General features: G+C 66.8%; 14 protein-coding genes and 1 tRNA gene. 7 read left to right on the forward strand and 8 right to left on the reverse strand.

From position 1 onward, the window contains the following. Positions 1-36: 36 nt before the first annotated feature. From BLW05_RS34130 to BLW05_RS34145, 4 genes are all read left to right on the forward strand, one after another. Positions 37-2,274 (forward strand): sensor histidine kinase, encoded by a 2,238-nt coding sequence (locus BLW05_RS34130; protein ID WP_093169252.1) that lies wholly within the window; start codon positions 37-39, stop codon positions 2,272-2,274. A gap of 78 nt (positions 2,275-2,352) precedes the next feature. Beyond that, positions 2,353-3,048, forward strand: a complete 696-nt coding sequence (locus BLW05_RS34135; protein WP_093169188.1) for a response regulator — start codon at positions 2,353-2,355, stop codon at positions 3,046-3,048. 18 nt (positions 3,049-3,066) lie between these two features. Next, positions 3,067-3,142: transfer RNA gene (locus BLW05_RS34140), tRNA-Phe, on the forward strand. A 213-nt stretch (positions 3,143-3,355) separates the two neighbouring features. Then, positions 3,356-4,558: an ammonium transporter gene (locus BLW05_RS34145; RefSeq protein WP_093169190.1), complete on the forward strand. Its 1,203-nt coding sequence runs from the start codon at positions 3,356-3,358 to the stop codon at positions 4,556-4,558. A gap of 4 nt (positions 4,559-4,562) precedes the next feature. On the opposite strand, the gene BLW05_RS34150 is transcribed toward BLW05_RS34145, so the two are convergent. The 3 genes from BLW05_RS34150 to BLW05_RS34160 are packed head-to-tail and all read right to left on the reverse strand — an operon-like array spanning position 4,563 to position 8,310. After that, positions 4,563-5,744 carry a phospholipase A gene (locus tag BLW05_RS34150; protein WP_177142944.1) on the reverse strand — a complete coding sequence of 394 codons (1,182 nt, stop codon included), beginning with the start codon at positions 5,742-5,744 and terminating at the stop codon, positions 4,563-4,565. A gap of 2 nt (positions 5,745-5,746) precedes the next feature. Beyond that, positions 5,747-6,217, reverse strand: a complete 471-nt coding sequence (locus BLW05_RS34155; protein ID WP_093169194.1) for a hypothetical protein — start codon at positions 6,215-6,217, stop codon at positions 5,747-5,749. Beyond that, on the reverse strand, positions 6,214-8,310 hold the full coding sequence (locus tag BLW05_RS34160) for an ATP-dependent helicase (protein ID WP_093169196.1): 2,097 nt from the start codon (positions 8,308-8,310) through the stop codon (positions 6,214-6,216). The genes BLW05_RS34155 and BLW05_RS34160 overlap by 4 nt, the downstream gene beginning before the upstream one ends. 147 nt (positions 8,311-8,457) lie before the next feature. On the opposite strand from BLW05_RS34160, the gene BLW05_RS34165 reads away from it, so the two are divergent. Then, positions 8,458-9,477, forward strand: coding sequence for an AEC family transporter (locus tag BLW05_RS34165; protein WP_093169198.1), 1,020 nt, complete (start codon positions 8,458-8,460; stop codon positions 9,475-9,477). Here the strand turns inward: BLW05_RS34165 and BLW05_RS34170 are convergent, their stop codons facing one another. Continuing rightward, entirely contained in the window at positions 9,478-10,176 is a 699-nt protein-coding gene (locus BLW05_RS34170) for a hypothetical protein (protein ID WP_256330639.1), read from the reverse strand. Between the two features lie 203 nt (positions 10,177-10,379). Between BLW05_RS34170 and BLW05_RS34175 the strand changes: the two genes are divergently transcribed. Further along, entirely contained in the window at positions 10,380-10,589 is a 210-nt protein-coding gene (locus BLW05_RS34175; protein ID WP_093169200.1) for a hypothetical protein, read from the forward strand. Positions 10,590-10,625: 36 nt separating this feature from the next. Here the strand turns inward: BLW05_RS34175 and BLW05_RS34180 are convergent, their stop codons facing one another. Both BLW05_RS34180 and hemE read right to left on the reverse strand, forming a co-directional pair. Beyond that, positions 10,626-12,716, reverse strand: coding sequence for a primosomal protein N' (locus BLW05_RS34180; RefSeq protein WP_093169202.1), 2,091 nt, complete (start codon positions 12,714-12,716; stop codon positions 10,626-10,628). A gap of 371 nt (positions 12,717-13,087) precedes the next feature. Further along, positions 13,088-14,191: a uroporphyrinogen decarboxylase gene (gene hemE / locus BLW05_RS34185; protein ID WP_093169204.1), complete on the reverse strand. Its 1,104-nt coding sequence runs from the start codon at positions 14,189-14,191 to the stop codon at positions 13,088-13,090. A 510-nt stretch (positions 14,192-14,701) separates the two neighbouring features. Between hemE and BLW05_RS34190 the strand changes: the two genes are divergently transcribed. Next, positions 14,702-19,909 (forward strand): ESPR-type extended signal peptide-containing protein, encoded by a 5,208-nt coding sequence (locus BLW05_RS34190; protein ID WP_093169206.1) that lies wholly within the window; start codon positions 14,702-14,704, stop codon positions 19,907-19,909. Between the two features lie 86 nt (positions 19,910-19,995). Here BLW05_RS34190 and BLW05_RS34195 read toward each other — a convergent pair whose 3' ends face one another. Both BLW05_RS34195 and BLW05_RS34200 read right to left on the reverse strand, forming a co-directional pair. Then, positions 19,996-20,688, reverse strand: a complete 693-nt coding sequence (locus BLW05_RS34195; RefSeq protein ID WP_093169256.1) for a thioredoxin family protein — start codon at positions 20,686-20,688, stop codon at positions 19,996-19,998. A 95-nt stretch (positions 20,689-20,783) separates the two neighbouring features. After that, on the reverse strand, positions 20,784-22,976 hold the full coding sequence (locus tag BLW05_RS34200; RefSeq protein WP_177142945.1) for a protein-disulfide reductase DsbD family protein: 2,193 nt from the start codon (positions 22,974-22,976) through the stop codon (positions 20,784-20,786). Between the last annotated feature and the right edge of the window lie 45 nt (positions 22,977-23,021).

Consider the following 23,021-nt stretch of genomic DNA (forward strand, 5'->3'; position numbering starts at 1 on the left):
CGCGCGGTCCGATGGGCCATCGGCGTCGGTGCGGCGATGGTCACTGCCATCGGCCTCGTGCTGATGTTCCTTCTTGCGCAGGCGACCAACAATCGCGCGTTCTACGAGCGCAATTACGAGCGGCTGCTTGGCATCAACGTGGTCGTGGCGGTGGTGCTCGTCCTCGTGATCGGATGGGTTGCCTACCGGCTGCTCAGCCGGCTGCGCCAGGGAAAGTTCGGCAGCCGCCTGCTGGTCAAGCTGGCAGCCATCTTTGCGCTGGTGGGGGTCGTGCCGGGCGTGCTGGTGTATGTGGTGTCCTATCAGTTCGTGGCGCGGTCCATCGAAAGCTGGTTCGACGTCAAGGTGGAAGGCGCGCTCGATGCGGGCCTGAACCTCGGGCGGGCCACGCTGGACTCGCTGTCCGAGGACCTCATGAACAAGACCAAGGCGTCTGGCGCGCAGTTGGCCAACGTGTCGGATGCGGGCGCCGGGCTGGTGCTGGAGCGGATCCGTGACCAGTTGGGCGCCACCGATGTCGTGTTGTGGTCGAGCAGCGGCCAGCTCATCGCCGGCGCCGGCGCCTCGCGCTTTCAGCTCAGCCCCGAGCGTCCCACGTCGCAGCAACTGCGGCAGGTGCGCGCCGACAGGGCCATCGCGCACATCGAGGGCCTCGACGAAATCCCCGCCCCAGGCGGTGCCGCGCCGCCGCCGGCGAGCGTCCGCGCGATTGCGCTCGTGCAGCGGCAGGGCTTCGAGTTCAACACCGAGCCCCGCTTCCTGCAGGTGACGCAACCTCTGCCGCCCGCAGTGGTCGCCAACGCGCTGGCGGTGCAGGAGGCCAACCGCGAATACCAGGAGAGAGCGCTCGCACGCGAGGGCCTGCGCCGGATGTACATCGGCACGCTCACGCTGACGCTCTTCCTGGCGGTCTTCGGCGCGGTGCTCCTGGCCGTCCTCTTCGGCAACCAGCTTGCCCGGCCCTTGCTGGTACTGGCCGACGGCGTGCGCCAGGTGGCCGGCGGCGACCTGCGGCCAACCGTCGTGCTGCAGGGCAAGGACGAACTCGGCGGTCTCACCCGCTCGTTCGCCGTCATGACCCAGCAGCTCGCCGAGGCGCGAGGCGCGGTCGAAAAGACCATGGGCGAGCTGGATGCCGCGCGTTCCAATCTGCAGACCATCCTCGACAACCTGACCTCCGGCGTGATCGTGCTCCATGCGGATGGCGTCATCGCCTCGACCAACCCGGGCGCCACGCGCGTCTTGCGTGCGCCGCTGGCGGCGTACGAAGGCCAGCGCCTGTCCGACGTGCCGGGCCTTTCGGACTTCGCGCAGGGCGTGCAGCAGCAGTTCGACGACTTCGAGGTGGAGCGCCTTCAGCACGGCCTCGACCATTGGCAGCATGCGTTCGAACTGCACGCCGCGGGCGACGCCATGGTCGAGGACACGATCAACATCGTCGCCCGCGGCGCCGAGCTTCCCGGGGCGACCCGGTTGCTGGTGTTCGACGACATTTCCGAAATCGTCTCTGCGCAGCGCGCGCAGGCCTGGGGCGAAGTCGCGCGTCGGCTCGCGCACGAGATCAAGAATCCGCTGACTCCGATCCAGCTCTCGGCCGAGCGGCTCGAGATGAAGCTCTCCGGGAAGGTCGCCGCGCCCGAGCAGACGGTACTGACCAAGTCCGTCAAGACCATCGTCGACCAGGTCGATGCCATGAAGCGGCTCGTCAACGAGTTCCGCGACTACGCACGGCTGCCGGCGGCCGACCTGAAGGCTGTCGACATCAATGCGCTCGTGACCGACATCCTCCATCTCTACCCGGCGGAAAACGCCTCGGTCGCCCTGCGGCCGGAACTGGACGAGCGCTGCCCCCCGATCCGCGCCGACGCCCAGCAGATCCGGCAGGTCATTCACAACCTCCTGCAGAACGCCCAGGATGCGGCGGAGGTCAACGCCGGCCGGACAGGCCATGCCGGCGAGGTCGTCATCCGCACCCGTCTCGCCGAATCCGGCCAGCGCGTGCGCCTGACGGTGCAGGACAGCGGCGCCGGCTTCGCAGAGCACATCCTCAAGCGCGCCTTCGAGCCTTACGTCACGACCAAGGCGAAGGGCACCGGCCTGGGACTCGCGGTCGTCAAGAAGATCGCCGACGAACACGGCGCGCGCATCGAACTTTCGAACCGTGTCGTCGATGGGGCTGTGGTTGGTGCACAAGTCTCGTTATCATTTGCGCTTGCAGGGGGGCCGCAGGGAGCGGTTACTCACACAGAAGATTCGAAGTCATCCGCGACCTGAGCACACTGCAGGCGATCCATCGATCAGATCTTCGGGCACATCACCAACTAGACAAACATCGGCGCACACCTCAAAGACATGGCAAACATCCTCGTGGTCGATGACGAGCTGGGCATCCGAGACCTGCTCTTTGAAATTCTCAACGACGAAGGTCACAACGTCGAACTCGCCGAGAACGCAGCCGAGGCCAGAGCCGCGCGACAGCGGGCCCGCCCCGACCTCGTGCTGCTCGACATCTGGATGCCCGATACCGATGGCGTGACGCTGCTGAAGGAGTGGTCGGCCGCAGGCCTGCTGAGCATGCCCGTGGTGATGATGAGCGGCCATGCCACCATCGACACCGCCGTCGATGCCACGCGCATCGGCGCCTTCGCCTTCCTCGAAAAGCCGATCACGCTGCAGAAGCTTCTGAAAGCCGTCGAGCAGGGCCTGGCGCGCGAAAGCGCGCGCCGCGCCGCCGCCAGCGTGGTGCCGCCAGCGAACAGTTTTTCCGCGGTGGTCACGACCGTCGGCGACAGCACGCTGGTGCCATCGGCGCCGCAGGCGGTCGCGGTGGAGACCGGCCCGCAATCCACGCAAAGCTTCGACCTCGATCGTCCACTGCGGGATGCGCGAGACGGCTTCGAGAAGGCCTACTTCGAGTTCCACCTCGCCATGGAGAACGGTTCCATGACCCGCGTCGCCGAAAAGACGGGGCTCGAGCGCACCCACCTTTACAGAAAACTGAAGCAACTTGGCGTCGACCTTTCGAGAGGGCGCCGAAGCACTGTATAATCGAGGGCTTCATACCAAGGCCCGGTAGCTCAGTTGGTAGAGCAGCGGATTGAAAATCCGCGTGTCGGTGGTTCGATTCCGCCCCAGGCCACCAAATCATCAGACCCTCGAATCCGAAAGGATTCGGGGGTTTTCGCTTTCTGGCGCACCAAACCCGAGCGACGTTTTCGGTGCACGGCGCCATGGAGTGGATCACTCGGCACCATATCCGAGCCAATCCGGCACCATTTTTGCTTGCGACAGGCGGGCATTCGCACAAATCAGGCGAATCGCACCACAACAAGACAATCCCCTTCGCAAGCTCTCCATGGACGCACTAACTCAGGGCGCGAACGCGCTCTTCATCCTTCTTGGCGCCATCATGGTCTTCGCCATGCACGCCGGCTTTGCCTTTCTCGAACTCGGCACAGTCCGAAAGAAGAATCAGGTCAATGCACTGGTCAAGATCCTCGTCGACTTCTCGGTGTCGACGGTCGTGTACTTCCTCGTCGGCTACGGGGTGGCCTACGGCACGCATTTCTTCGTCGGCGCGGAAGCCCTGTCCGCGAAGAGCGGCTTCGAACTGGTGCGGTTCTTCTTCCTGCTGACGTTTGCAGCGGCGATCCCCGCGATCATCTCGGGCGGGATCGCCGAGCGCGCAAAGTTCTGGCCGCAGCTCGTCGCGACGGCGGTGATCGTCGGGTTCGTTTACCCGTTCTACGAGGGCATTGCCTGGAACAAGGCCTTCGGCATCCAGGCGTGGATCGCCTCGGTCACCGGCAGCGAGTTCCACGATTTCGCAGGTTCGGTCGTGGTGCACGCCGTGGGTGGCTGGCTGGCCTTTCCAGCGGTGCTGCTCCTCGGCGCGCGCCGCAATCGCTATCGCGGCGATGGCTCGCTGAGCGCGCATCCGCCGTCGAACATTCCCTTCCTCGCGCTGGGTGCGTGGGTGCTGTGCGTCGGTTGGTTCGGCTTCAACGTGATGAGCGCGCAGACGATCGACAAGATCTCCGGCCTCGTCGCAGTGAACTCGCTGATGGCGATGGTGGGCGGCACGCTTGTCGCTCTCGCGCTCGGCAAGAACGATCCGGGTTTCGTCTACAACGGGCCGCTGGCGGGGCTGGTCGCCATCTGCGCCGGCTCCGACCTGATGCATCCCCTGGGCGCGCTGGTGGTTGGCGGCGTGGCTGGCGCGATCTTCGTGGTGATGTTCACCCTGACGCAGAACAAGTGGAAGATCGACGACGTGCTCGGCGTGTGGCCACTGCATGGCCTGTGCGGCACCTGGGGTGGCCTCGCCGCCGGCATCTTCGGCAGCAAGGCGCTGGGCGGGATCGGCGGTGTCAGCCTGATCGCCCAGTTGATCGGCGTCGCGATCGGCGTCGTCTGGGCGGCCGTGGCGGGCGTGGCTGTCTACGGCGCGCTCAAGGCCACCGTGGGCATCCGCCTCACCCAGGAAGAAGAGTACGACGGCGCGGACATCTCCATCCACCGCATCTCGGCGACGCCCGAGCGCGAGGCGGCCTGGTAGGGCCTCAGAAGTCCACCAGGCTCACGCCCACCATGAAGACCGTGCGCTTCTTGTTGTAGTCGATCAGCGTGTCGCCGTAGCCGTAGAACAGTTGCGTGTGGAAGCGCAGGTTGCTGCGCGCCGGGTCGCCGATCGCCTTCAGCCATTCGAGGCGGATCGAGCCCTTGCCGCTCGGGCGCAGGTTGTTGCGCACCGTGACGCCGAACTGGTTGTTGCGATCGAAGTTCCAGATGCCCTTGACTTCGGCGCGCCCGATGTAGTCCTCGATGTCCGGGTTGTCGTCCTTGGCCGGATCGATGTGCACCGAGCCGTCTTCGGAGATGCGCTTCCAGACGCGTCCCGTGATGATGTAGCGGTCGTCCAGATCGGCGCCGGCCATCAGGTAGATGCGGTTCCAGCTCCGCGACAGCGGCAGGTCCTGGCCGTTCGACTGGTGGTTCAGGCCGAGGCCGGTGTAGCGCACCCGCCAGCCGCCGGGCAGCTTGTAGTCGGTCGGGTAGGAGTACATGAACTCCGGCTCGTGATCGGTGGTGCGGAACGGACGGGAGAGCTCTCCGTTGAACACCTGCCAGGTCGACTGCTGCGTGTAGCCGAACCACAGCGCATCGCGCTTGTTCGGGTCGTCGCCGGTCAGCAGCCCTTGCGCGAGCTTGGTGCGCAGCGAAAGACCGATGCGCATGTCCTGCGCCTGGTAAGGCCGATCCACGCCATTGCGGCCCGGCGCCGGGGAGGTCGGGGTCTCCGGGTCTTGTGCCGCCACGCCGAGGGACACGTTGAGCGGACGGTACCCGCGGAAGCCGAAGGTGCCGCAGTCGGTGCCGGCTTCCAGTTCCCAGAATCGAGACAGCGAGCTGTATTGCCTGTCGCGGCAGCCGTCGGTGGTTGCGACCGAGACGATGCGTGTGGCAGGCACGCTGGCGTCCACCGGCGTTGGCGGCGGTGTTTCGGCGAGCACGGCCGGCGCCGGAGGCACCGCCGCGGCGGGCAGCGTCTGCTGCTGGGCCCAGCGGTCGAAGCACGCCAGGCGCGCTTCTTTGTTGCCGGTCAGCTGCTGGCACTCCTGCCAGGTGAGTTGCGCATCGGCGAGCGGGCTGCGCGGCCTGTCCACGGCTTGCGCCTGCACCGAGGTCGCGCCGAGCCCCCCGATGAGCGTCACGAAAGAGAGGATGCGAATATCCACCTTCATCGTCATTTCCCGGTGTTGTCGTTGATCTTGGTCAGCACGAAGGGGTGCGTGCTTTCGTCCGCGGCGTTGCGCCAGATTCCCTTGAATTCCTTGCCGCAGGAGGCGGCCTGGAGTTGTCCCAGCCAGACGCCGCTGATCGAGCGACCATCCATCGATTCGTCGAGGCTCAGATCGCCGTCCTCGTCGACATCGCCTGCAAGCTGGGCGGTGCTCGAAGGCGCGTCGCCCCCGCTGCGCGTGATCGTGCCGCGCACGCCGGCGTAGTCGGGGTGTTTCGCAAGCTGCACCTTGGCAACGCCGGGCAGCCCTTCGAAGCGCGCCTCCCATGTGCCGAAGAGCGCTTCGAGCGGCATGTCCGAAGCGGTCGCCGGGCAGCCGGTCGCGGGAGCGGCAGGCGATGTGCCTTGCGCCGATGCGTTGCCGCCCATGAGCAGGCATGCCGCGGCCAGGCAGGCGAGCAGGGCGCCTCTCATGGCGCCGATGCCGCGGCGGCCGCAGCTGCGTTGTCCTTGACCTTCCGGGCGAACTCGGCGCGCAGGGCCTTGAGCTTTTCGCGCGGGTCCTCGCGGACCGTGTTCTTGTCGAGCGCCATCTCGGCGATGAAGCGGCTTGGTTGCGCGGCCACCATCTCGCGGCCTTGCTTGCGGCGCTTGGTCCAGCTCACCGCCAGGCTGCGCTGCGCGCGCGTGATGCCCACATACATGAGCCGCCGTTCTTCCTGCAGCCGTTCCAGCGTGCTTTCGCTGACCTTCTCCTGCCGGCCGTTGTCGTCGTCGAGCTTGAAGGGCAGCAGGCCTTCGTTCACGCCGATCAGCATCACGTGCGGCCACTCCAGGCCCTTGGAGGCATGCAGGGTGGAGAGCGTGACCACGTTCTGCTCCTGCTCGCGCTCGCTGATGGTGGAGAGCAGCGAGATCGTCTGCGCCACTTCGAGCAGGCTCTTGCGCTCGCTCTCCATCGTTGCACCGGAGGCGTCGTCGATCTGGCCACCGCAGCGCTGCGACATCCAGTCGCAGAACTCGAGCACGTTGGTCCAGCGGCTGGCCGCGGCCTGCTCGCTGTCCTCGCCGTCGTAGAGGTGCTTCTCGTACTCGATTTCCTTGAGCCACTCGGCGAGGAACGCACGCGAGTCCTCGGCGCCCGTGGTGCGGCGCGCCCGGTATTCGAGGTCGTTGATGTAGCGGCCGAATTCATGCAGGCCATCGAGCGCGCGCTTGGGCATCACGCTGGGCAGCGAGGGGCTGAACAGCGCCTCGAACAGGCTGAGCTTGTACTGGCTCGCAAACGTACCGAGGCTCGCGAGCGTGGTGTGTCCGATGCCGCGCTTGGGCGTGGTCACCGCGCGCAGGAAGGCCGGGTCGTCGTCGTTGTTGACCCAGAGCCGGAACCAGCCGCAGAGATCCTTGATTTCCGCGCGGTCGAAGAAGCTCTGTCCGCCGGAGACCTTGTATGGGATCTGCGCCTTGCGCAGCGCCTGCTCGAACACCCGGGCCTGGTGGTTCGCGCGATAGAGGATCGCGAAGTCGCGAAACTCCCGGAACTGCTGGCCCTGCGAGCTCGCGTCGCCGGCGCGCAGGCTCTGGATGCGCGCCACCGCGCGTTCCGCCTCGTGCTGCTCGTTGTCCGCGTCGACGACGCGCACCGGCTCCCCCTCGCCGAGCTCGCTGAACAGCGTCTTCGGGAACAGCTTGGGATTCGGCCCGATCACGTTGTTCGCCGCGCGAAGGATCGCGCTCGTGCTCCGGTAGTTCTGCTCGAGCTTGATGACCTTGAGGTTGGGGTAGTCGACCGGGAGCTTCTTGAGGTTGTCGAGCGTCGCGCCGCGCCAGCCGTAGATCGATTGGTCGTCGTCGCCCACCGCAGTGAAGCGGCCGCGTTCACCCGCCAGCGCCTTGAGCACTTCGTATTGGGTGGCGTTGGTGTCCTGGTATTCGTCGACCAGGATGTGGCCGAGTGCAGCCTGCCACTTGGCGCGCACTTCGTCGAAGTCCTTGAGCAACTTGAGCGGCATGCCGATCAGGTCGTCGAAATCCACGCTTTGATAGGCGACGAGGCGCTCCTCGTAGCGCGCCATGATGCGTGCGGTGATCCGCTCGTTGTCGTCGGCCGCCTGGGCCTCGGCCTGCGCGGCGTTCAGGCCCATGTTCTTCCACTTGCTGATTGTCCACTGCCAGATGCGTGCGGTCGCCAGGTCGCTGGTGCCACCGGCGTCCTTGAGGATCTTCGCCACGTCATCGGCGTCGAGGATGCTGAAGGCCGGCTTGAGGCCGAGCACCGCGCCGTCCTCGCGCATCATGCGCACGCCGAGCGCGTGGAAGGTGCAGACCACCACGTTCTTCGCATCGCGGCCGATCAGCCCCTTGGCACGCTCGCGCATTTCGGCGGCGGCCTTGTTGGTGAAGGTGATGGCGGCGATGCGCTTGGGCTCGAGGCCCGCCTGGATCAGCCGCGCGATCTTGTGCGTGATCACGCGCGTCTTGCCGGAACCCGCGCCTGCGAGCACGAGGCAGGGCCCGTGCATGTAGTTGACCGCTTCTTGCTGCGCGAAATTGAGACCGGAGGACATGGAAGGAGGGAACGGGGAGGCGCAAAGCGGGCAATGATACGGGTCGGCTCGAGGTCGACGGCGCCTTGATTTGTGCTAGACCCGCGCTGCTTTTTGCGTTAGTCGCCTGCTCCCCGCCCTGCGGCGCTACGCAGGGACAATCGCCGCGTGCTGCAGATATTTCTTGTCACCGTTCCCTTCTTCGCGTTGATTGCAGCCGGCTACGCCGCGGCGCGCGGCGGGGCGCTGCCGCTGGCGGCGATCCCGGGCCTGAATGTCTTCGTCCTGTACTTCGCGCTGCCGTGCATGCTGTTCCGGTTCGGTGCCGGCGCGCCGATCGCCCAGTTGCTCGATGCAGGCGTCGTGCTGATCTGGGGCTTCTGTGCGCTGATCGTGGTGGGTGCGGCCGTGGCCTTGAGCCGCAACCGGCGCATCGGCTGGAACGACGCGGCCTTCGGGGCGCTGGTGGCGGCCTTTCCCAACACCGGCTTCATGGGTGTCCCGCTACTGGTGGCGATCCTCGGCGCGCAAGCGGCGACGCCGACGATCATCACCATCGCATTCGACATGATCGTGACGTCATCGCTGTGCATCGCGCTGTCGCGTCTCGACGGGGCGGATGAGCACGGTGGCGCCAAGGCGGTGCGGCAGGCGCTGCGCGGCATCGCGCAGAACCCCATGCCGTGGTCGATCGTGCTGGGCGGTCTCGCCTCCGCGACCGGGCTGGTCCTGCCGGCCGCGGTGGACCGCACGATCACGATGCTCGCGGAGGCCGCCTCGCCGGTCGCGCTGTTCACCATCGGCGCGGTCCTTGCGCGTGCCTCGGTGCTGGCGCGGGAGCACCAGGCGAGCGCGGTCGTGGCCAAGGCCATGGGGAGCGCATCTGCGCCGCCGCCGCGGGCGCCCCTCCGGGACGTGCTCCCGGTGATCGCGATCAAGCTGGTGGTGCATCCTCTCCTGGTCTACGGCGCCGCGCGCGGTGCGATGGCGCTGGGCGTGACACTGGCGCCGTCGACGCTGGTCACGATCGTGCTCATCGCCGCGCTGCCGAGCGCGAGCAACGTATCGATGCTCGCCGAGCGATTCGGGGCTGACAACGCGCGCATCGCGCGGATCATCTTCTGGACCACCGTGGCGGCTTTCTTCAGCTTCCCGCTCGTCGCGGGCTGGCTGCATGCGGCGCCCTAGCTAGGGCGTCAGGACGCCGAGCTTGTACGGATCGGCATCGGAGAGCAGTTCGCACCGCGACATGTCGCGTCCCTGCGTTCCGTCACAGTAAAAGCTGTTGTAGACGCGGCCGAACAGCGTCGGCGTCGAGACGAACAGCACGCCCTGGTTGGCCTGCCAACGCTCCTTGGGCGCTGCGGCCTGGACGGTCACCGCGGCGCTGGCCTGTGCAGGTGTGGCGGCCGCGGCGGTGTCCGTCGGCGCCACTTCCGCAGGGGGGGCGATGAAATCCGACAGGGTCCGCACGCCATCGTCCCCGTTCCATCGGCTCACGAGATCGGCGGGGCGCGGCCGCCCCGCGACCGGAATGAGCAGCCCGTTCACCTGGAAGCCGCGGCCGAACCGGTGCTCCTTGCCGGCCAGGAATGCATAGGCGCAGGCCGCATGACACTGCCCCTTGACCTCGGTGTTGACGCCGTTGGCCCGGATGGCTTGGGCGAATTCGCTGGCCACCTCAGGCGTGCCCCCGAGCGAGTTCTCGAACACGACGGTCCGGATGTGGCCGGACGCGAGTTGCTCCTCGAAGGCCTTGATGGCGGTGCCGTCCAGCATGCCGCTGACCAGGAGCCGGCTGCCTTGCAGCTCCAGTTCCGCGGCGGGCGCAGCCGCGCACAGCAATGCGAGCGAAACACCCCAGAAGACTGCAAACGGCGATTTCACTGGTCCACCCTTGTCGGATCCGGCATGAATCCATCCTTTTCCGTAGCTTGAACAGCGCTTCGATGCGTCGTCAACCACTGTTTCAGAGTATTTCCTACGAGCCGGGCAACGCAATAGGGCGATAGTGCCAAATATTGCATATTGTTAATGCTTAGGTTTTCACAACCACTGCTAAAGTGGTTTCTCGAACCGGGAGAGTTGGCATGACGACATGGTTGCGAGGGGCTTTGTGGTTGGTCTGGCTCACCATGGCCGCCGTCTTGTGGCACATGGGGGCCTTGCGCACGGGCGCGGCGCTGGGCGCCGGGCTCTTGGGCACGCTGCTGCTCGTATGGCCGAGCACGGCGAGCCGAAGAAAGCGATCGAGCCTGCAGTACGTCGAAATGGGCAAGGACCCGGTCGGCCAGCTCTAAGCGCGAGCGCCGCCGCCTGACGGGCGGCGCAGCGCCTCAAATGCTGTGTGGATCCACGTCCACCAGCCACCGGATCACGCCCTTGCCCTCTGGCGTGCGCCTCAATTCGTGCAGCAAGGGCTGCCAGCCGGCAAGCACCCGCTGCAGCGCGGCGCGCGACGCGCTCTCCAGCAGCATCTGCGCCCGTTCCACGTTCGCCACGCGCTGAATCGCCAGCGGCACCGCCGGGTACCGCGTGACCTGTTCGGCGCCCGGCAGCGCATCCGCCGCGGCATTCGCGGCGCCCAGGAATGCCTGTGCAACTTCCTGCGTACGCGCATCGGCGCGCAGCAGCGCCTGGAAGGCGAAGGGCGGCATGCCGGCGGCAGCGCGGTCTTCGAGTTCGCCTTGCGCGAACGCGGGGTAGTCGTGCCGCTTCAGCGCGGCGAAGAGCGGATGCTGCGGATGATGGGTCTGGATCCACATTTCCGCCGTCGCCCCCTGCGCCGAGACATAGGCCGCGTCGCGGCCCGCGCGTCCTGCCGATTGCATGAGCAGGCTGAACAACCGCTCGGGTGCGCGGAAGTCGCCCGAGAACAGCGCCCCGTCGGGATTGATCGCGGCCACCAGCGTGATGCGCCTGAAGTCATGCCCCTTGGCGATCATCTGCGTGCCCACGAGCACATCGACTTCGCCGGCATGGACGGCGGCGAGCTGCGATTCGAGCGCGCCCTGCTTGCGGGTGCTGTCCGCGTCAATGCGGGCGATGCGCACTGCGCTGCCGTCCGGGCGCCGGACCGCGGCGAACAGCTCGCCCAGATGTTCTTCCAGCCGCTCGGTGCCGCGGCCCACGGGGGCGATGTCGAGGTTGCCGCATCCGGGGCAGGCGCGTGGCACGCGCTCGGTGAAGCCGCAGTGGTGGCAGCGCAGTGTCCGGTCGATCTTGTGGAACACGCGGTAGGCGCTGCAGTGCGGGCATTCGCTCTTCCAGCCGCAGTCGGCGCAGGCCAGCACCGGCGCGTAGCCGCGACGGTTCAGGAAAACCATGCTCTGCTCGCCGCGGGCGATGCGCTGCCCGATCGCATCGAGCAGCGCGGCCGAAAGTACCGTCTTCGGCGGCTGCAGGTTCATGTCCACCAGGCGCACTCTGGGCAGCGCACCGGTGCCGATCCGCAAGGGCATCGACAGCCGTACGTAGCGCCCGCCGGGATCGTCGCCCGCGGCCGGCCGGCTCTGGTGCCAGCTTTCGAGCGAGGGGGTGGCCGAGCCGAGGATCACCTTCGCGTTTTCGCGCCGGCCGCGCCAGACGGCCAGATCGCGCGCCGAGTAGCGGGCGCCTTCCTGCTGCTTGTAGCTGGGGTCGTGTTCCTCATCGACCACGATGAGCCGCAGCGACGGCATCGACGCAAACACCGCCATGCGCGTGCCGAGCACGATCCGCGCTGCGCCGCTGTGCGCCGCGAGCCAGCTCGCGAGACGCTGGGGATTCGTCATGCCGCTGTGCAGCGAAACCACCGAGTCCGCGCCGAAACGCTCCTTGAAGCGGGCTTCGAGCTGGGGCGTGAGGTTGATCTCCGGCACCATCACGAGCGCCTGGGCCTGCGGCTCCCGCTCCAGCAGCGCGGCGACCGCGCGCAAATAGACCTCCGTCTTGCCGCTGCCGGTGCTGCCGAAGAGCAGGAAAGGCCCGGCTTCGGCCTCGAATCGCGACAGCGCTTCGGTCTGCTCGGCGCTGAGCGTCACCGGGGAGGGCGACACGCCGCCTGGCGCGCCGCCGCTGCCCTTGCGCTTCAGCCGCCGCGCCAGCTGGACCGCGGAAAGATCGCGAAGCTGCGGTGGCAAGGCCGCCAGCGCAATCTCGCCGAGCGAGCGCTGGTAGTAGCGCGCCGCAAAGGCAACCAGATCGCGCCAGGCGTCGCCGAGCGGCGCAAGGGCGTCGAGGACGGCGCCGATCGGCTTGAGCTCCAACGTCGCCGGCCCGGTGTCTTCCCGATTCACCTCCCAGGCGACGCCGAGCACCTCCCGGCGTCCCAGCGGAACCCGCACCAGTGCCCCCGGCGTGACTGGCGCGCCACTGCTGTAGCTAAGGACATCCCCTAGTGCACTGTGCGCCGGTGTCTGAACTGCGACGTTGATTTGCCAGCTCAACGCCGTTCTCCGTATGACACGTTTGTTAAAGCGACTTTGAGCAAAACGGCCTAAGTTGTTGATTTGACAGTGCTTTGCACATCATCCAGAGTTTCTGTGGATAACTTTGTTGATATTGGGGTCCGACGCGCCGCGAGCCCTTGAAAATCAAGGCTCCCGCTGGAATGCCCGTAAAAAAAGCAAAGTTCAAAACCTATATAAATCAATGACTTAGCGGCGCTATCGCTTTAGGAGCGAGGCTTGGCGCGCTTCAGATGGTTTTGCGCACCGCAACAGCCGTTTTGTGCATAAGTCAGTCCCTCCTCACCCTTTTCCGCCCTTGACAAACTCCGGATCGACGATCTCGGTGTTTACAAGTCATAACAATACGGTCATGCACGAAGGGCGCGCGACTGTGCGTGCACGGCCGCAACCAGTGCGGCGACGTGCTCCGGCGGGGTGTACTGGCTGATGCCGTGGCCGAGGTTGAAGATGTGCGTCGGGCCGTCCGTTTGGGTGTCGGTGTGCGGCTTGCCGAAGCTTTGCAGCACCTTTGCAACTTCCGTTTCGATCTGCGCTGGCGGCGCGAACAACACGTTCGGATCGATGTTCCCCTGCAGCGCCTTGCCGCCGTCGCCTTCGCCGACGAGGGCACGCGCGCGAGCCAGGTTCACGGTCCAGTCGAGTCCCAGCACTTCGCAGTCGAGTGCGCGCATGTCCTGCAGCCAGAGCCCGCCGCCCTTGGTGAACACGATGCGCGGGACCGGTTGGCCGTCAGCACCGTCCCGACGCAACTGAGCGAGCACGCGTGCGGTGTAGGCGAGACTGAATTCCTGGAACGCGCCATCGGCCAGGACACCGCCCCAACTGTCGAACACCATCACCGCCTGCGCGCCTGCCGCGATCTGGGCGTTGAGGTAGGCGGCGACGGCGTCCGCGTTCACGCCGAGCAGGCGATGCATCAGGTCCGGGCGGCTGTACATCAGCGTCTTGACCAGCCGGTAGTCGCTGGAGCCCGCCCCCTCGACCATGTAGCAGGCGAGCGTCCACGGGCTGCCCGAAAAGCCGATCAGCGGCACGCGGCCGGCGAGCGCCTTGCGAATCGAGGCGACGGCGTCGAAGACGTAGCGCAGCCGCTCCATGTCCGGTACGGCAAGCGCGGAAATCGCCGCTTCGTCGCGCACCGGGCGAGCGAAGCGCGGGCCCTCGCCGGCTTCGAAAGAAAGGCCGAGGCCCATCGCGTCCGGCACGGTCAGGATGTCGGAGAAAAGGATTGCCGCGTCCAGCGGATAGCGCGCGAGCGGCTGAAGCGTGACCTCGGTCGCGTAGTCGACGTTGGTGGCCAGCCCCATGAAGCTGCCCGCCTTCGCGCGCGTTGCCACGTATTCGGGCAGGTAGCGCCCCGCCTGCCGCATCAGCCAGACGGGCGTGTGGTCGGTGGCCTGACGCCAGCAGGCGCGCAGGAAGGTGTCGTTCTTCAGGGGGGCGAATGGCATCCCGCGATTGTCGCAGGCGGGGCGGCCGTTCCCGCTATTCCCCGCGCTGGAACGACTCCCGATTCACAGGGCCGACCAACTGGATGAATTGAATTCATCGCGCAATGGAAGGAGCGGACGACCTTGCTTTCAATGCGATTTGCAAAAAAGTGTCGATCCCATGGCGTCTCGAATTTCTCTCCCGGAGGTCTGAATTTCTTGATTTGAAATAGAAGTAAATTGAAATTGGAGTGCGAATTGGTGGGCGCAAAAACAGGCTTCGCCTTCCTGAGGTCTGCGCTCTGAGCCTTGCGTGGCGCGGCGGTTTCGAGCGAGGTATGCGCCGTGATATTTGTCACGATTCTCCTGCGACCCGGGTGCGCAATTTGATTTTGAGATTGTTCTTATATCCCTCGAATATCGTCATCAATAGACTGACGGCTGAATAAATTTCCATTGCAAGTCAATCTCCAATCAGCGGGTTGATTTGCCACTATTTGGCTGGTTGTTGATCGATATCAAGGAAGATTTGTGAATAGGATTTTCAAGACTGTCTGGTGCGAAGAGACGGGCACTTTCGTAGCGACTTCGGAGACGAGCAAGGCCAGGGGCAAGAAGTCGTCGTCGGCGCGCGCCGGCGCGGCGGGCCTGATTGCCGGGGTGCTGCTTTCGCTGGGCGGCGCGGCGCAGGCGGTGGACTACAGCATTGAGAACCTCAAGATCCTCGACGGCGTGGGGGCGGATGCCAGCGCGACGGGCCCCGGTTCGATCGCCATGGGCGTCAAGGCCACTGCGCAAGGTGCCACCGGGGGCGACTACTCGGCCATTGCCATCGGTGCCAACACCACGGCCAGCGGACAAGCCGCGCTGGCCATGGGTGAGGGTGCCACCGCAACCGGCAACCGCACCATCTCCGTCGGCAACTCCTCGACGGCCACCGGCAACAACGTGACGGCCTTCGGCGCCGATTCCAAGGCCCTGTTCGATGGCGCCGCCTCGTTCGGCGCGAGCGCCCAGACGGCTGGCGCCGCGAACACGGCGATCGGTTTCAACAGCCAGGTGGGTACCGCCGCCGCGCCTGTGGGCGCATGGACATTGCAAGCCTCTAAAGAAGGCACGGCTCGAACCGACGGTCTGGGCCTGAACATCACCAATGGCATGCCTTCCGTGGCGGGCGCCGCCCTCGGTGAGAACTCGTTGGTCACCGCGTCGGGCGGCGTCGCGCTCGGCGGGCGTTCGACTGTTTCGGGCATTGGCGGGCTGGCGGTGGGCAGCTACAGCACCGCTGCCGGCCGCAACAGCATGGCCGTGGGCTCGGCGGCCTATTCCAGCGGATTGCAGTCGATGGCGATCGGCTCGTATTCGGCGGCCACGATGCGGGGCGCCACTGCGATCGGCGCCAGCGCCACAGCCAAGGGTGAGGACGCCACCGCGATCGGAAGTTCGGCCGTGGCCAGTGGTCGACGTTCGATTGCGCTGGGCGCGGCCATGGGCGCCCAGTGGGGATCCAACCAAGACATGTTGCAGAACACCACCTCCAATGCGAAGGCCACCGGCGATGATTCGATCGCGATCGGCACCAACGCTTCAGCCATCGGAGACAGATCGTTGTCGTTGGGCATGTACTCCAGCGCAACCAATGACAAAAGTGTCGCGATCGGCTCCTTTTCCAAGGCGCAGGCGGACTTGACGATTCCAGCCTACAACCCAAGCGATGCCGCAATCGCTGGCGCGACCCCGGACGCCGAATTCTCCGTGGGCGACACCGCCAAGGAGCGCCGCGTCACCAATGTGGCGGCGGGTGCATCGAATACCGATGCGGTCAACGTAAGCCAGATCAAGGCGACCGACGCAAACGTCGCGGCCAACAAGACCAACATCGCGACCAACACCACGAACCTCGCCAACCTTGGCAGCAAGACCGCAACGGCGCTGGGCGGCGGCACCGCCTTCGATCCCGCCACCGGGTCGCTGAACGGGACGAGCTTCGCCCTGACCAAGGCCAATGCGATCAACGGCACGACGGGTGCGGCCACGAACGTGGGGGCGGGCTTCGACACCGTCGATGCGGCGCTGGGCAACGTGAGCGACTCCGTCACTGGCATCTCGGACCGACTCAGTGCCGGCACGGTCGGCCTGCTGCAGCAGGCGGCAGCAGGCGCCGATCTCACGGTGGGCAAGGGCACCAACGGTGCGGCCGTGGACTTCGCCGCCTCGGGCGGGGCGACCCGCAGGCTGAAGAACGTCTCCGACGGCGTCGCCAACAACGATGCAGTCAACGTGAAGCAGTTGAATGCCACCGACCTGAAGGCAACGACCAACGCCACGAACCTCGGCAACCTTGGCAGCAAGACCGCAACGGCGCTGGGCGGCGGCACCGCCTTCGACCCCGCCACCGGTTCGCTGAACGGGACGAGCTTCGCGCTGACCAAGGCCAATGCGATCAACGGCACGACGGGTGCGGCCACGAACGTGGGGGCGGGCTTCGACACCGTCGATGCGGCGCTGGGCAACCTGGACGGCCGGATCAGTGCCGGCACGGTGGGCCTGGTGCAACAGGCGGCAGCAGGCGCCGATCTCACGGTGGGCAAGGGCACCAACGGTGCGGCCGTGGACTTCGCCGCCTCGGGCGGTGCGACCCGCACGCTGAAGAACGTGACGGCGGGTGTGGCCAATACCGACGCGGTCAACGTGGCACAGCTGAAGGCGACGGGTCTCGTCGACAACGGCGGCAACACGGTCAGCGCGGTGACCTTCAACGGTCCGAGCGGCGAAGCCAATGCAGCGGGTCAGAAGATCATCAACGTGGCGGCCGGTACGGCCCTCACCGATGCGGTCAACATGGCGCAGCTGAAGGCGACCGGCCTCGTCGACAACGGTGGCAACACCGTCAATGCGGTGACCTTCAATGGTCCGAGCGGTGAAGCCAACGTGTCGGGCAAGAAGATCATCAACGTGGCGGCCGGCACGGCCGCCATGGACGCGGTCAACGTGGCTCAGCTGAGCACGGCCAACCAGTCCGTGGCGACGGCCATCGGTGGCGGCACCGCCTTCGACCCGGTCTCCGGTTCGCTGAGCGGGACGAGCTTCGCCCTGGCGAAGGCCAATGCGATCAACGGCACGACGGGTGCAGCCACGAACGTGGGTGCGGGCTTCGACAAGGTCGATACGGCGCTGGGTAACCTGGATGGCCGGATCAGTGCCGGTACGGTGGGCCTGGTGCAGCAGGCGGCAGCCGGCGCCGACCTGACGGTGGGCAAGGGCACCGACGGTGCGGCTGTGGACTTCGCTACCGTGGGCGGTGCGACCCGCACGCTGAAGAACGTCACGGCGGGTGTGGCCAACACCGACGCGGTCAACGTGGCACAGCTGAAGTCGATCGGCCTGGTGGATACCGGCGGCAACACCGTCAATGCGGTGACCTTCAACGGTCCGAGCGGCGAAGCCAACGTGGCCGGCAAGAAGATCATCAACGTTGCGGCAGGCACGGACAACACCGACGCGGTGAACGTGGCACAGCTGAAGGCGACGGGTCTGGTCGATACCGGCGGCAACACGGTCAACGCGGTGACCTTCAACGGCCCGAGTGGCGAAGCCAACGTGGCGGGCCAGAAGATCATCAACGTGGCGGCCGGTACGGCCAATACCGATGCGGTCAACGTGGCGCAGCTGAAGGCAACCGGGCTGGTCGATACCAGCGGCAACACGGTCAGCGCGGTGACCTTCAACGGCCCGAGCGGCGAAGCCAATGCGGCGGGCCAGAAGATCATCAACGTGGCGGCCGGCACGGCCAACACCGACGCGGTGAACGTGGCTCAGTTGAAGGCGACGGGTCTGGTTGATGCCGGTGGCAACACGGTCAACGCGGTGACCTTCAACGGGCCCAGCGGCGAAGCCAACATGGCGGGCCAGAAGATCATCAACGTGGCGAATGGCACTGCCAACACGGACGCGGTCAACGTGAGCCAGCTGAACACGGCCAACCAGTCCGTGGCGACGGCCATCGGTGGCGGCACGACTTTCGACCCGGTCACCGGCACCTTGAGCGGGACGAGCTTCGCCCTGGCCAAGTCCAACGCGATCAACGGCACGAGCGGTGCGGCCACCAGCGTGGGCGCAGGCTTCGACAAGGTCGATGCGGCGCTGGGCAACCTCGACAGCCGGATCGTTGGGGGTACGGTGGGTCTGGTGCAGCAAGCGGCAGCAGGCGCCGACCTCACGGTGGGCAAGGGCACCGACGGTGCGGCCGTGGACTTCGCCGCCTCGGGCGGTGCAACCCGCACGCTGAAGAACGTCTCCGACGGCGTCGCCAACAACGATGCAGTCAACGTGAAGCAGCTGAAGTCTATCGGCCTCGTGGACAACGGCGGCAACACGGTCAACGCGGTGACCTTCAACGGTCCGAGCGGTGAAGCCAACGTGGCAGGCAAGAAGATCATCAACGTGGCGGACGGTGCTGTGGACAGCGATGCGGTCAACATGGGCCAACTCAGGACCACGGTGAGCAGTTCGGTGGCCAACGCGGTGATGTACGACGATGCCAGTCACAGCGTCCTCACGTTGGGTGGCGCAGGTGCTTCGGCGACCGTCCGGCTGAAAAACGTTGCCGATGGCACCGACGACAACGATGCCGTCAACGTCCGCCAGCTCAGGTCGAGCGGTCTCGTTGATCCGGGTGGCAACTTGCGGGACGCGGTGGCGTACGACGCGGGCTCCAGCCGGGGTGTGATCACTTTCGGTGGCGGTACGGACGGCACCTTGCTGGCGAATGTGCGCGATGGTCGGATCGGTACCGACAGCCGAGAAGCGGTCAACGGCGGCCAGATCGCTTCGCTGCAAGCCAAGCTTGATAGCCGGATCGACGGCATCGATGGGCGCGTCGCGAACATCGAGGCCAACGGTGTGGGTGGAGGGACTCCGGCTTTCGTCGACGGCAACGCCAACGGCAAGAGCGCAACCAAGGCCGATGCCGGAGACACGGCGGGTGTCGCGGTGGGCTACAACTCCAAGGCGACGGGTGACAACGCCTCGGTGGTGGGCCAGAACGCCGCGGCGCTGGGCAGCTACGGCACGGCCATCGGCAACGACAGCTATGCCGCCGGCCCCAACGACACCGCGCTGGGCGGCAATGCCAAGGTGTTCGCCGACGGCAGCGTGGCTGTGGGTGCCAACGCCTCGGTGACTTCAGCTACCGCGACGAATGCGGTGGCGGTCGGTGCCGACACGCAGGTGAGCGCGGCCTCTGCGACGGCCATTGGCCAGGGCGCCAAGGTGACGGCCTCGGCAAACGGTGCGGTGGCCCTGGGCCAGGGCTCGGTGGCCGATCGTGCCAACACGGTGTCGGTGGGCTCGGCGGGCAACGAACGCGCCATTGCCAACGTTGCGGCCGGCACCGCGCCGACCGATGCGGTCAACGTCCAGCAGTTGCAGGATTCGCAGCAGCAGTCGACCGCCTATACCGACATGCGGGTCAACCAGGTGCAGTCGGAACTGGCGGGCGCGCGCCGCGATTCGAACGCGGCGGCCGCTTCGGCGATGGCCGTGGCCAACCTGCCGCAGTCGATCATTCCGGGCAAGGGAATGGCCTCCGCGGCGGTGAGCAACATGGACGGCGAATCGGCGGTCGCCGTGGGCGTCTCCAAGGCGTCGGAAGACGGTCGTTGGGTGACCAAACTGTCCGCCACGGTCAACACGCGCGGCAAGGCGGGCGTCGGCGCGGGCATCGGCTTCCACTGGTAAGCCATCGCCCGGGCGGATGGCCGCTCGAATGAAAAAGGAGGGTTGCGATTTGTCGCAACCCTCCTTTTTTCTTGGCCGGTGTCGCGTCAGCTCTTGTACTTGATCGCGCAGCCGTAAGGGCGCGTGGCTGCGGCGCTGATGGGCTTGCCGCCGAAGGCTTCGCCGAGCGCCTGGCTCACGTAGTTGGTGGCGGTCTTGATGTCCTCGGCCCGGGCCGAGGGGATGCTGTCGATGCCGCCGGCATACACCAGCGTGCCCTTGGGATCGACGATGAAGATGTGCGGCGTGGTGCGGGCGCCGTAGGCGCGCCCGATCACGCCGTCCTCGTCCATCAGCAGCGCAGTCGGCGCGCCGGACTGCTCCTTCATCCAGGCGTCGAGCGCCGCCGGCTTCAGGTAGTCGCTGGCGGCGCGCTCGGTCGAATTGATGGCGAGCCAGACCACGCCCTTGTCGGTGGCGGCCTTCTGCGTCGCCGGCATGTTGCCGCTGCCGTAGTGCTTGCGCACGAACGGACAGCCGGGATTCGTCCATTCGAGGACGACGTACTTGCCGGCGAAATCAGAAAGGCGATGCTGCTTGCCGGCGGTGTCCACGGCGATGAAATCGGGCGCCGGCTGGCCGACGGCGGGGGCGGCCAAGGCCTGTGCATTCATGAGGAAGGTGGCACCGAGGGCGACTGCGGCGGCCATCACGGCGCGGCGGGAGGCGCGGCTCAGTGCAGCCCTGGCCTGGCGTGCGGCGCGATACGAGCGGGAATCCACAGATGACGATGACGACATGGTCAGCTTGACCTCCAATCGATAAAACTCAACAACCACGACAGCTTAGAACGGATTCTTCATGTGATTGTGACAACCCGTACCGGTTCATGGTCTCACAGCCTGGCGAGCGCCGCGCGCACCTCCTCGGTGCTGAGGATTTCCGTCAGGACCACCGGCGCCTTGCCCGGCGCGTGCAGCACATACACCGGCACGCCGCTGCGTCCGAGCGCGGTCAGCGCGGCGGTGATGGCCGGGTCCCGCCGCGTCCAGTCCGCGCGCAGCATGGCGACGTTCCGGGCATCGAAATCGGCGAGGACGTCGGGGTTGGACAGCGTGGCGCGCTTGTTGTACTGGCAGGTGACGCACCATGCGGCGGTGAAGTCGACGAACACCGGCCGGCCGGCAGCCCGGAGTTCGGCGGCCTTCGCCTCCGACCAGGGCTGCCAGCGATCGCCCGCCGAAGCGGCGGCAGCCGGTTCGGCGACTCGCACGACATTGCCACCGATGGCCGCTGCGAGTGCGGCGGTCGCGGCGATCGCGATGCTGGCCACCACGATCCGGGTGCGGCCGCGCAGGGTGAATGCCCAGACGACCGCCGCGAGGCAGACCAGCAGGCCGAGCAGCGCGCCCGCGCCATCGATGCCGCTTTGCTGGCCCAGCACCCAGACCAGCCATGCGACCGTGGCGAACATCGGAAACGCGAGCAGGCGGCGCAAGGTCTGCATCCAGGCGCCCGGCTTCGGCAGCAGGCGCGCGACGGCCGGAACGAAGCCCGCCAGCAGATACGGCAGCGCCAGACCGAGCCCGAGCGCGGCAAACATCAGCAGCGCTTCGGTCGACGGCAGTCCGATCGCGAAACCGAGCGACGCGCCCATGAATGGCGCGGTGCACGGCGAGGCGATCATCACCGCGAGCACGCCGGAGAGAAAGTCGTTGACCACCGGGTGTCGGACCTGCGCCGCGGCGAGCGACCTCGGCGCGACGTTGGCGAACTCGAAAAGTCCCGCGAGATTGAGCCCGATCAGCGTGAACAGCGCCGCAAGCGCAGCCACGACCGCCGGCGACTGCAGTTGAAACCCCCAGCCGAGCTGGGTGCCGGCGGCGCGGAGCCCCAGCATCGCGCCGCCGAGCGCCAGGCAGGACAGGATCACGCCGGCGGTGTAGGCGATGGCAGCAAGACGATGCCTGCGGCGATCCTCCGCGTGCCGCGTGAAGTTCAGAACCTTGATCGCCAGCACCGGGAACACGCACGGCATGAGGTTGAGGAGCAGGCCGCCGATCAGCGCGCCCAGCAGCGCGGCGACGAGCGTGCCCGACGGGCGCGGGGACGATGGGAGCGTGGCGTTGGCTTCGAGCGCGGCTTGCAGTGCCGGGGAGACCTGGGCCTTGGCGGCCGTCGTGGGCCATGTGCCGCTCACCGGTGCCTCGGCCCGCCATGCCATCGGCTGGCCCGGTTGCCGGTCGGCATCGGCCAACGCGACGACGACCGGCATCGCGCTCGGGCTGGCGCTGCGCTGTTCCGCGAGCGGGACGGTCGCGGTCCAGGCGTCGCCTTGCCACGACTGGGTCCAGTCCTTGCCGAGGACCGCGGCGGTGTGGATGACTTCGCCGGTCTCCGGGAAAAATTCGAGCGTCTTCCCGCGCGCCGACGCCGGCAGGCCTTCGAGGCGGACCTGGAGCTTGTTGCCGTCGATCCTGACTTCGCCGGGCTTGTCGAGCGCGACCGGCTGAGCGGCCCATGCGGCCTCGAATTCGCTCCTGTGCAGCGCGGTCGAGCCGTGCAGCGGCACCTTGAGCTGGAACTCGCCCTCTTCGGGAATGCACTCCTTGCGGCAGACCAGCCAGGAGGCCTTGAGCCTGACGTCGAGTTCCTGCGCGCCGGTGAGCGACACAGGCGGCTTGAAATCCGGCCCCACCGTGAGCGGCACCGGCAGCAGCACCGTGTCTTCGTAGCCGTAGTTGGCGAGATTGCCGATCGGGATCTTCCGCGGCACAGGCCAGGCGATGTCGCCTGTCGACACGCCGGTCGGGAGCGTCCACGCCAGCTCGGTCGGCAGGCCGGAATCGCCGGCGTTCTTCCAATAGGTGTGCCACTCGGGCTGGTGGGTGATCTGCAACCCGACCCAGGCGGGCGTGCCGGGCGAGATGCCGTCGGGCGCATGCGCGATGAGCTCGGCGCGCACATGCGGCGTGGTCACGACCGCACCGACGCGCGGGGAGAGTTGTGCCGCGGCCGGCAGCGAGGCCGCGGTGGCGAGGGCGGCGAGCCAGAGGCCCGCGAGGCGTCGACGAATCAGGATGGCCATGCGGTCAGTCGGAGCGGGCGCTTCGGTCGAAGTTCCGGGGTCGCT

Origin of the sequence: Variovorax sp. YR216, from assembly GCF_900107745.1 — a bacterium.
GTDB lineage: Bacteria > Pseudomonadota > Gammaproteobacteria > Burkholderiales > Burkholderiaceae_C > Variovorax.

What these genes read in the sequence shown, in the direction of transcription:
- BLW05_RS34130 (WP_093169252.1), top strand. Translation starts at nt 37, where the DNA reads ATGGTCACTGCCATCGGCCTCGTGCTGATGTTCCTTCTTGCGCAGGCG.
- BLW05_RS34135 (WP_093169188.1), top strand. Translation starts at nt 2,353, where the DNA reads ATGGCAAACATCCTCGTGGTCGATGACGAGCTGGGCATCCGAGACCTG.
- BLW05_RS34145 (WP_093169190.1), top strand. Translation starts at nt 3,356, where the DNA reads ATGGACGCACTAACTCAGGGCGCGAACGCGCTCTTCATCCTTCTTGGC.
- BLW05_RS34150 (WP_177142944.1), bottom strand. Translation starts at nt 5,744, where the DNA reads ATGAAGGTGGATATTCGCATCCTCTCTTTCGTGACGCTCATCGGGGGG.
- BLW05_RS34155 (WP_093169194.1), bottom strand. Translation starts at nt 6,217, where the DNA reads ATGAGAGGCGCCCTGCTCGCCTGCCTGGCCGCGGCATGCCTGCTCATG.
- BLW05_RS34160 (WP_093169196.1), bottom strand. Translation starts at nt 8,310, where the DNA reads ATGTCCTCCGGTCTCAATTTCGCGCAGCAAGAAGCGGTCAACTACATG.
- BLW05_RS34175 (WP_093169200.1), top strand. Translation starts at nt 10,380, where the DNA reads ATGACGACATGGTTGCGAGGGGCTTTGTGGTTGGTCTGGCTCACCATG.
- hemE (WP_093169204.1), bottom strand. Translation starts at nt 14,191, where the DNA reads ATGCCATTCGCCCCCCTGAAGAACGACACCTTCCTGCGCGCCTGCTGG.
- BLW05_RS34195 (WP_093169256.1), bottom strand. Translation starts at nt 20,688, where the DNA reads ATGTCGTCATCGTCATCTGTGGATTCCCGCTCGTATCGCGCCGCACGC.
- BLW05_RS34200 (WP_177142945.1), bottom strand. Translation starts at nt 22,976, where the DNA reads ATGGCCATCCTGATTCGTCGACGCCTCGCGGGCCTCTGGCTCGCCGCC.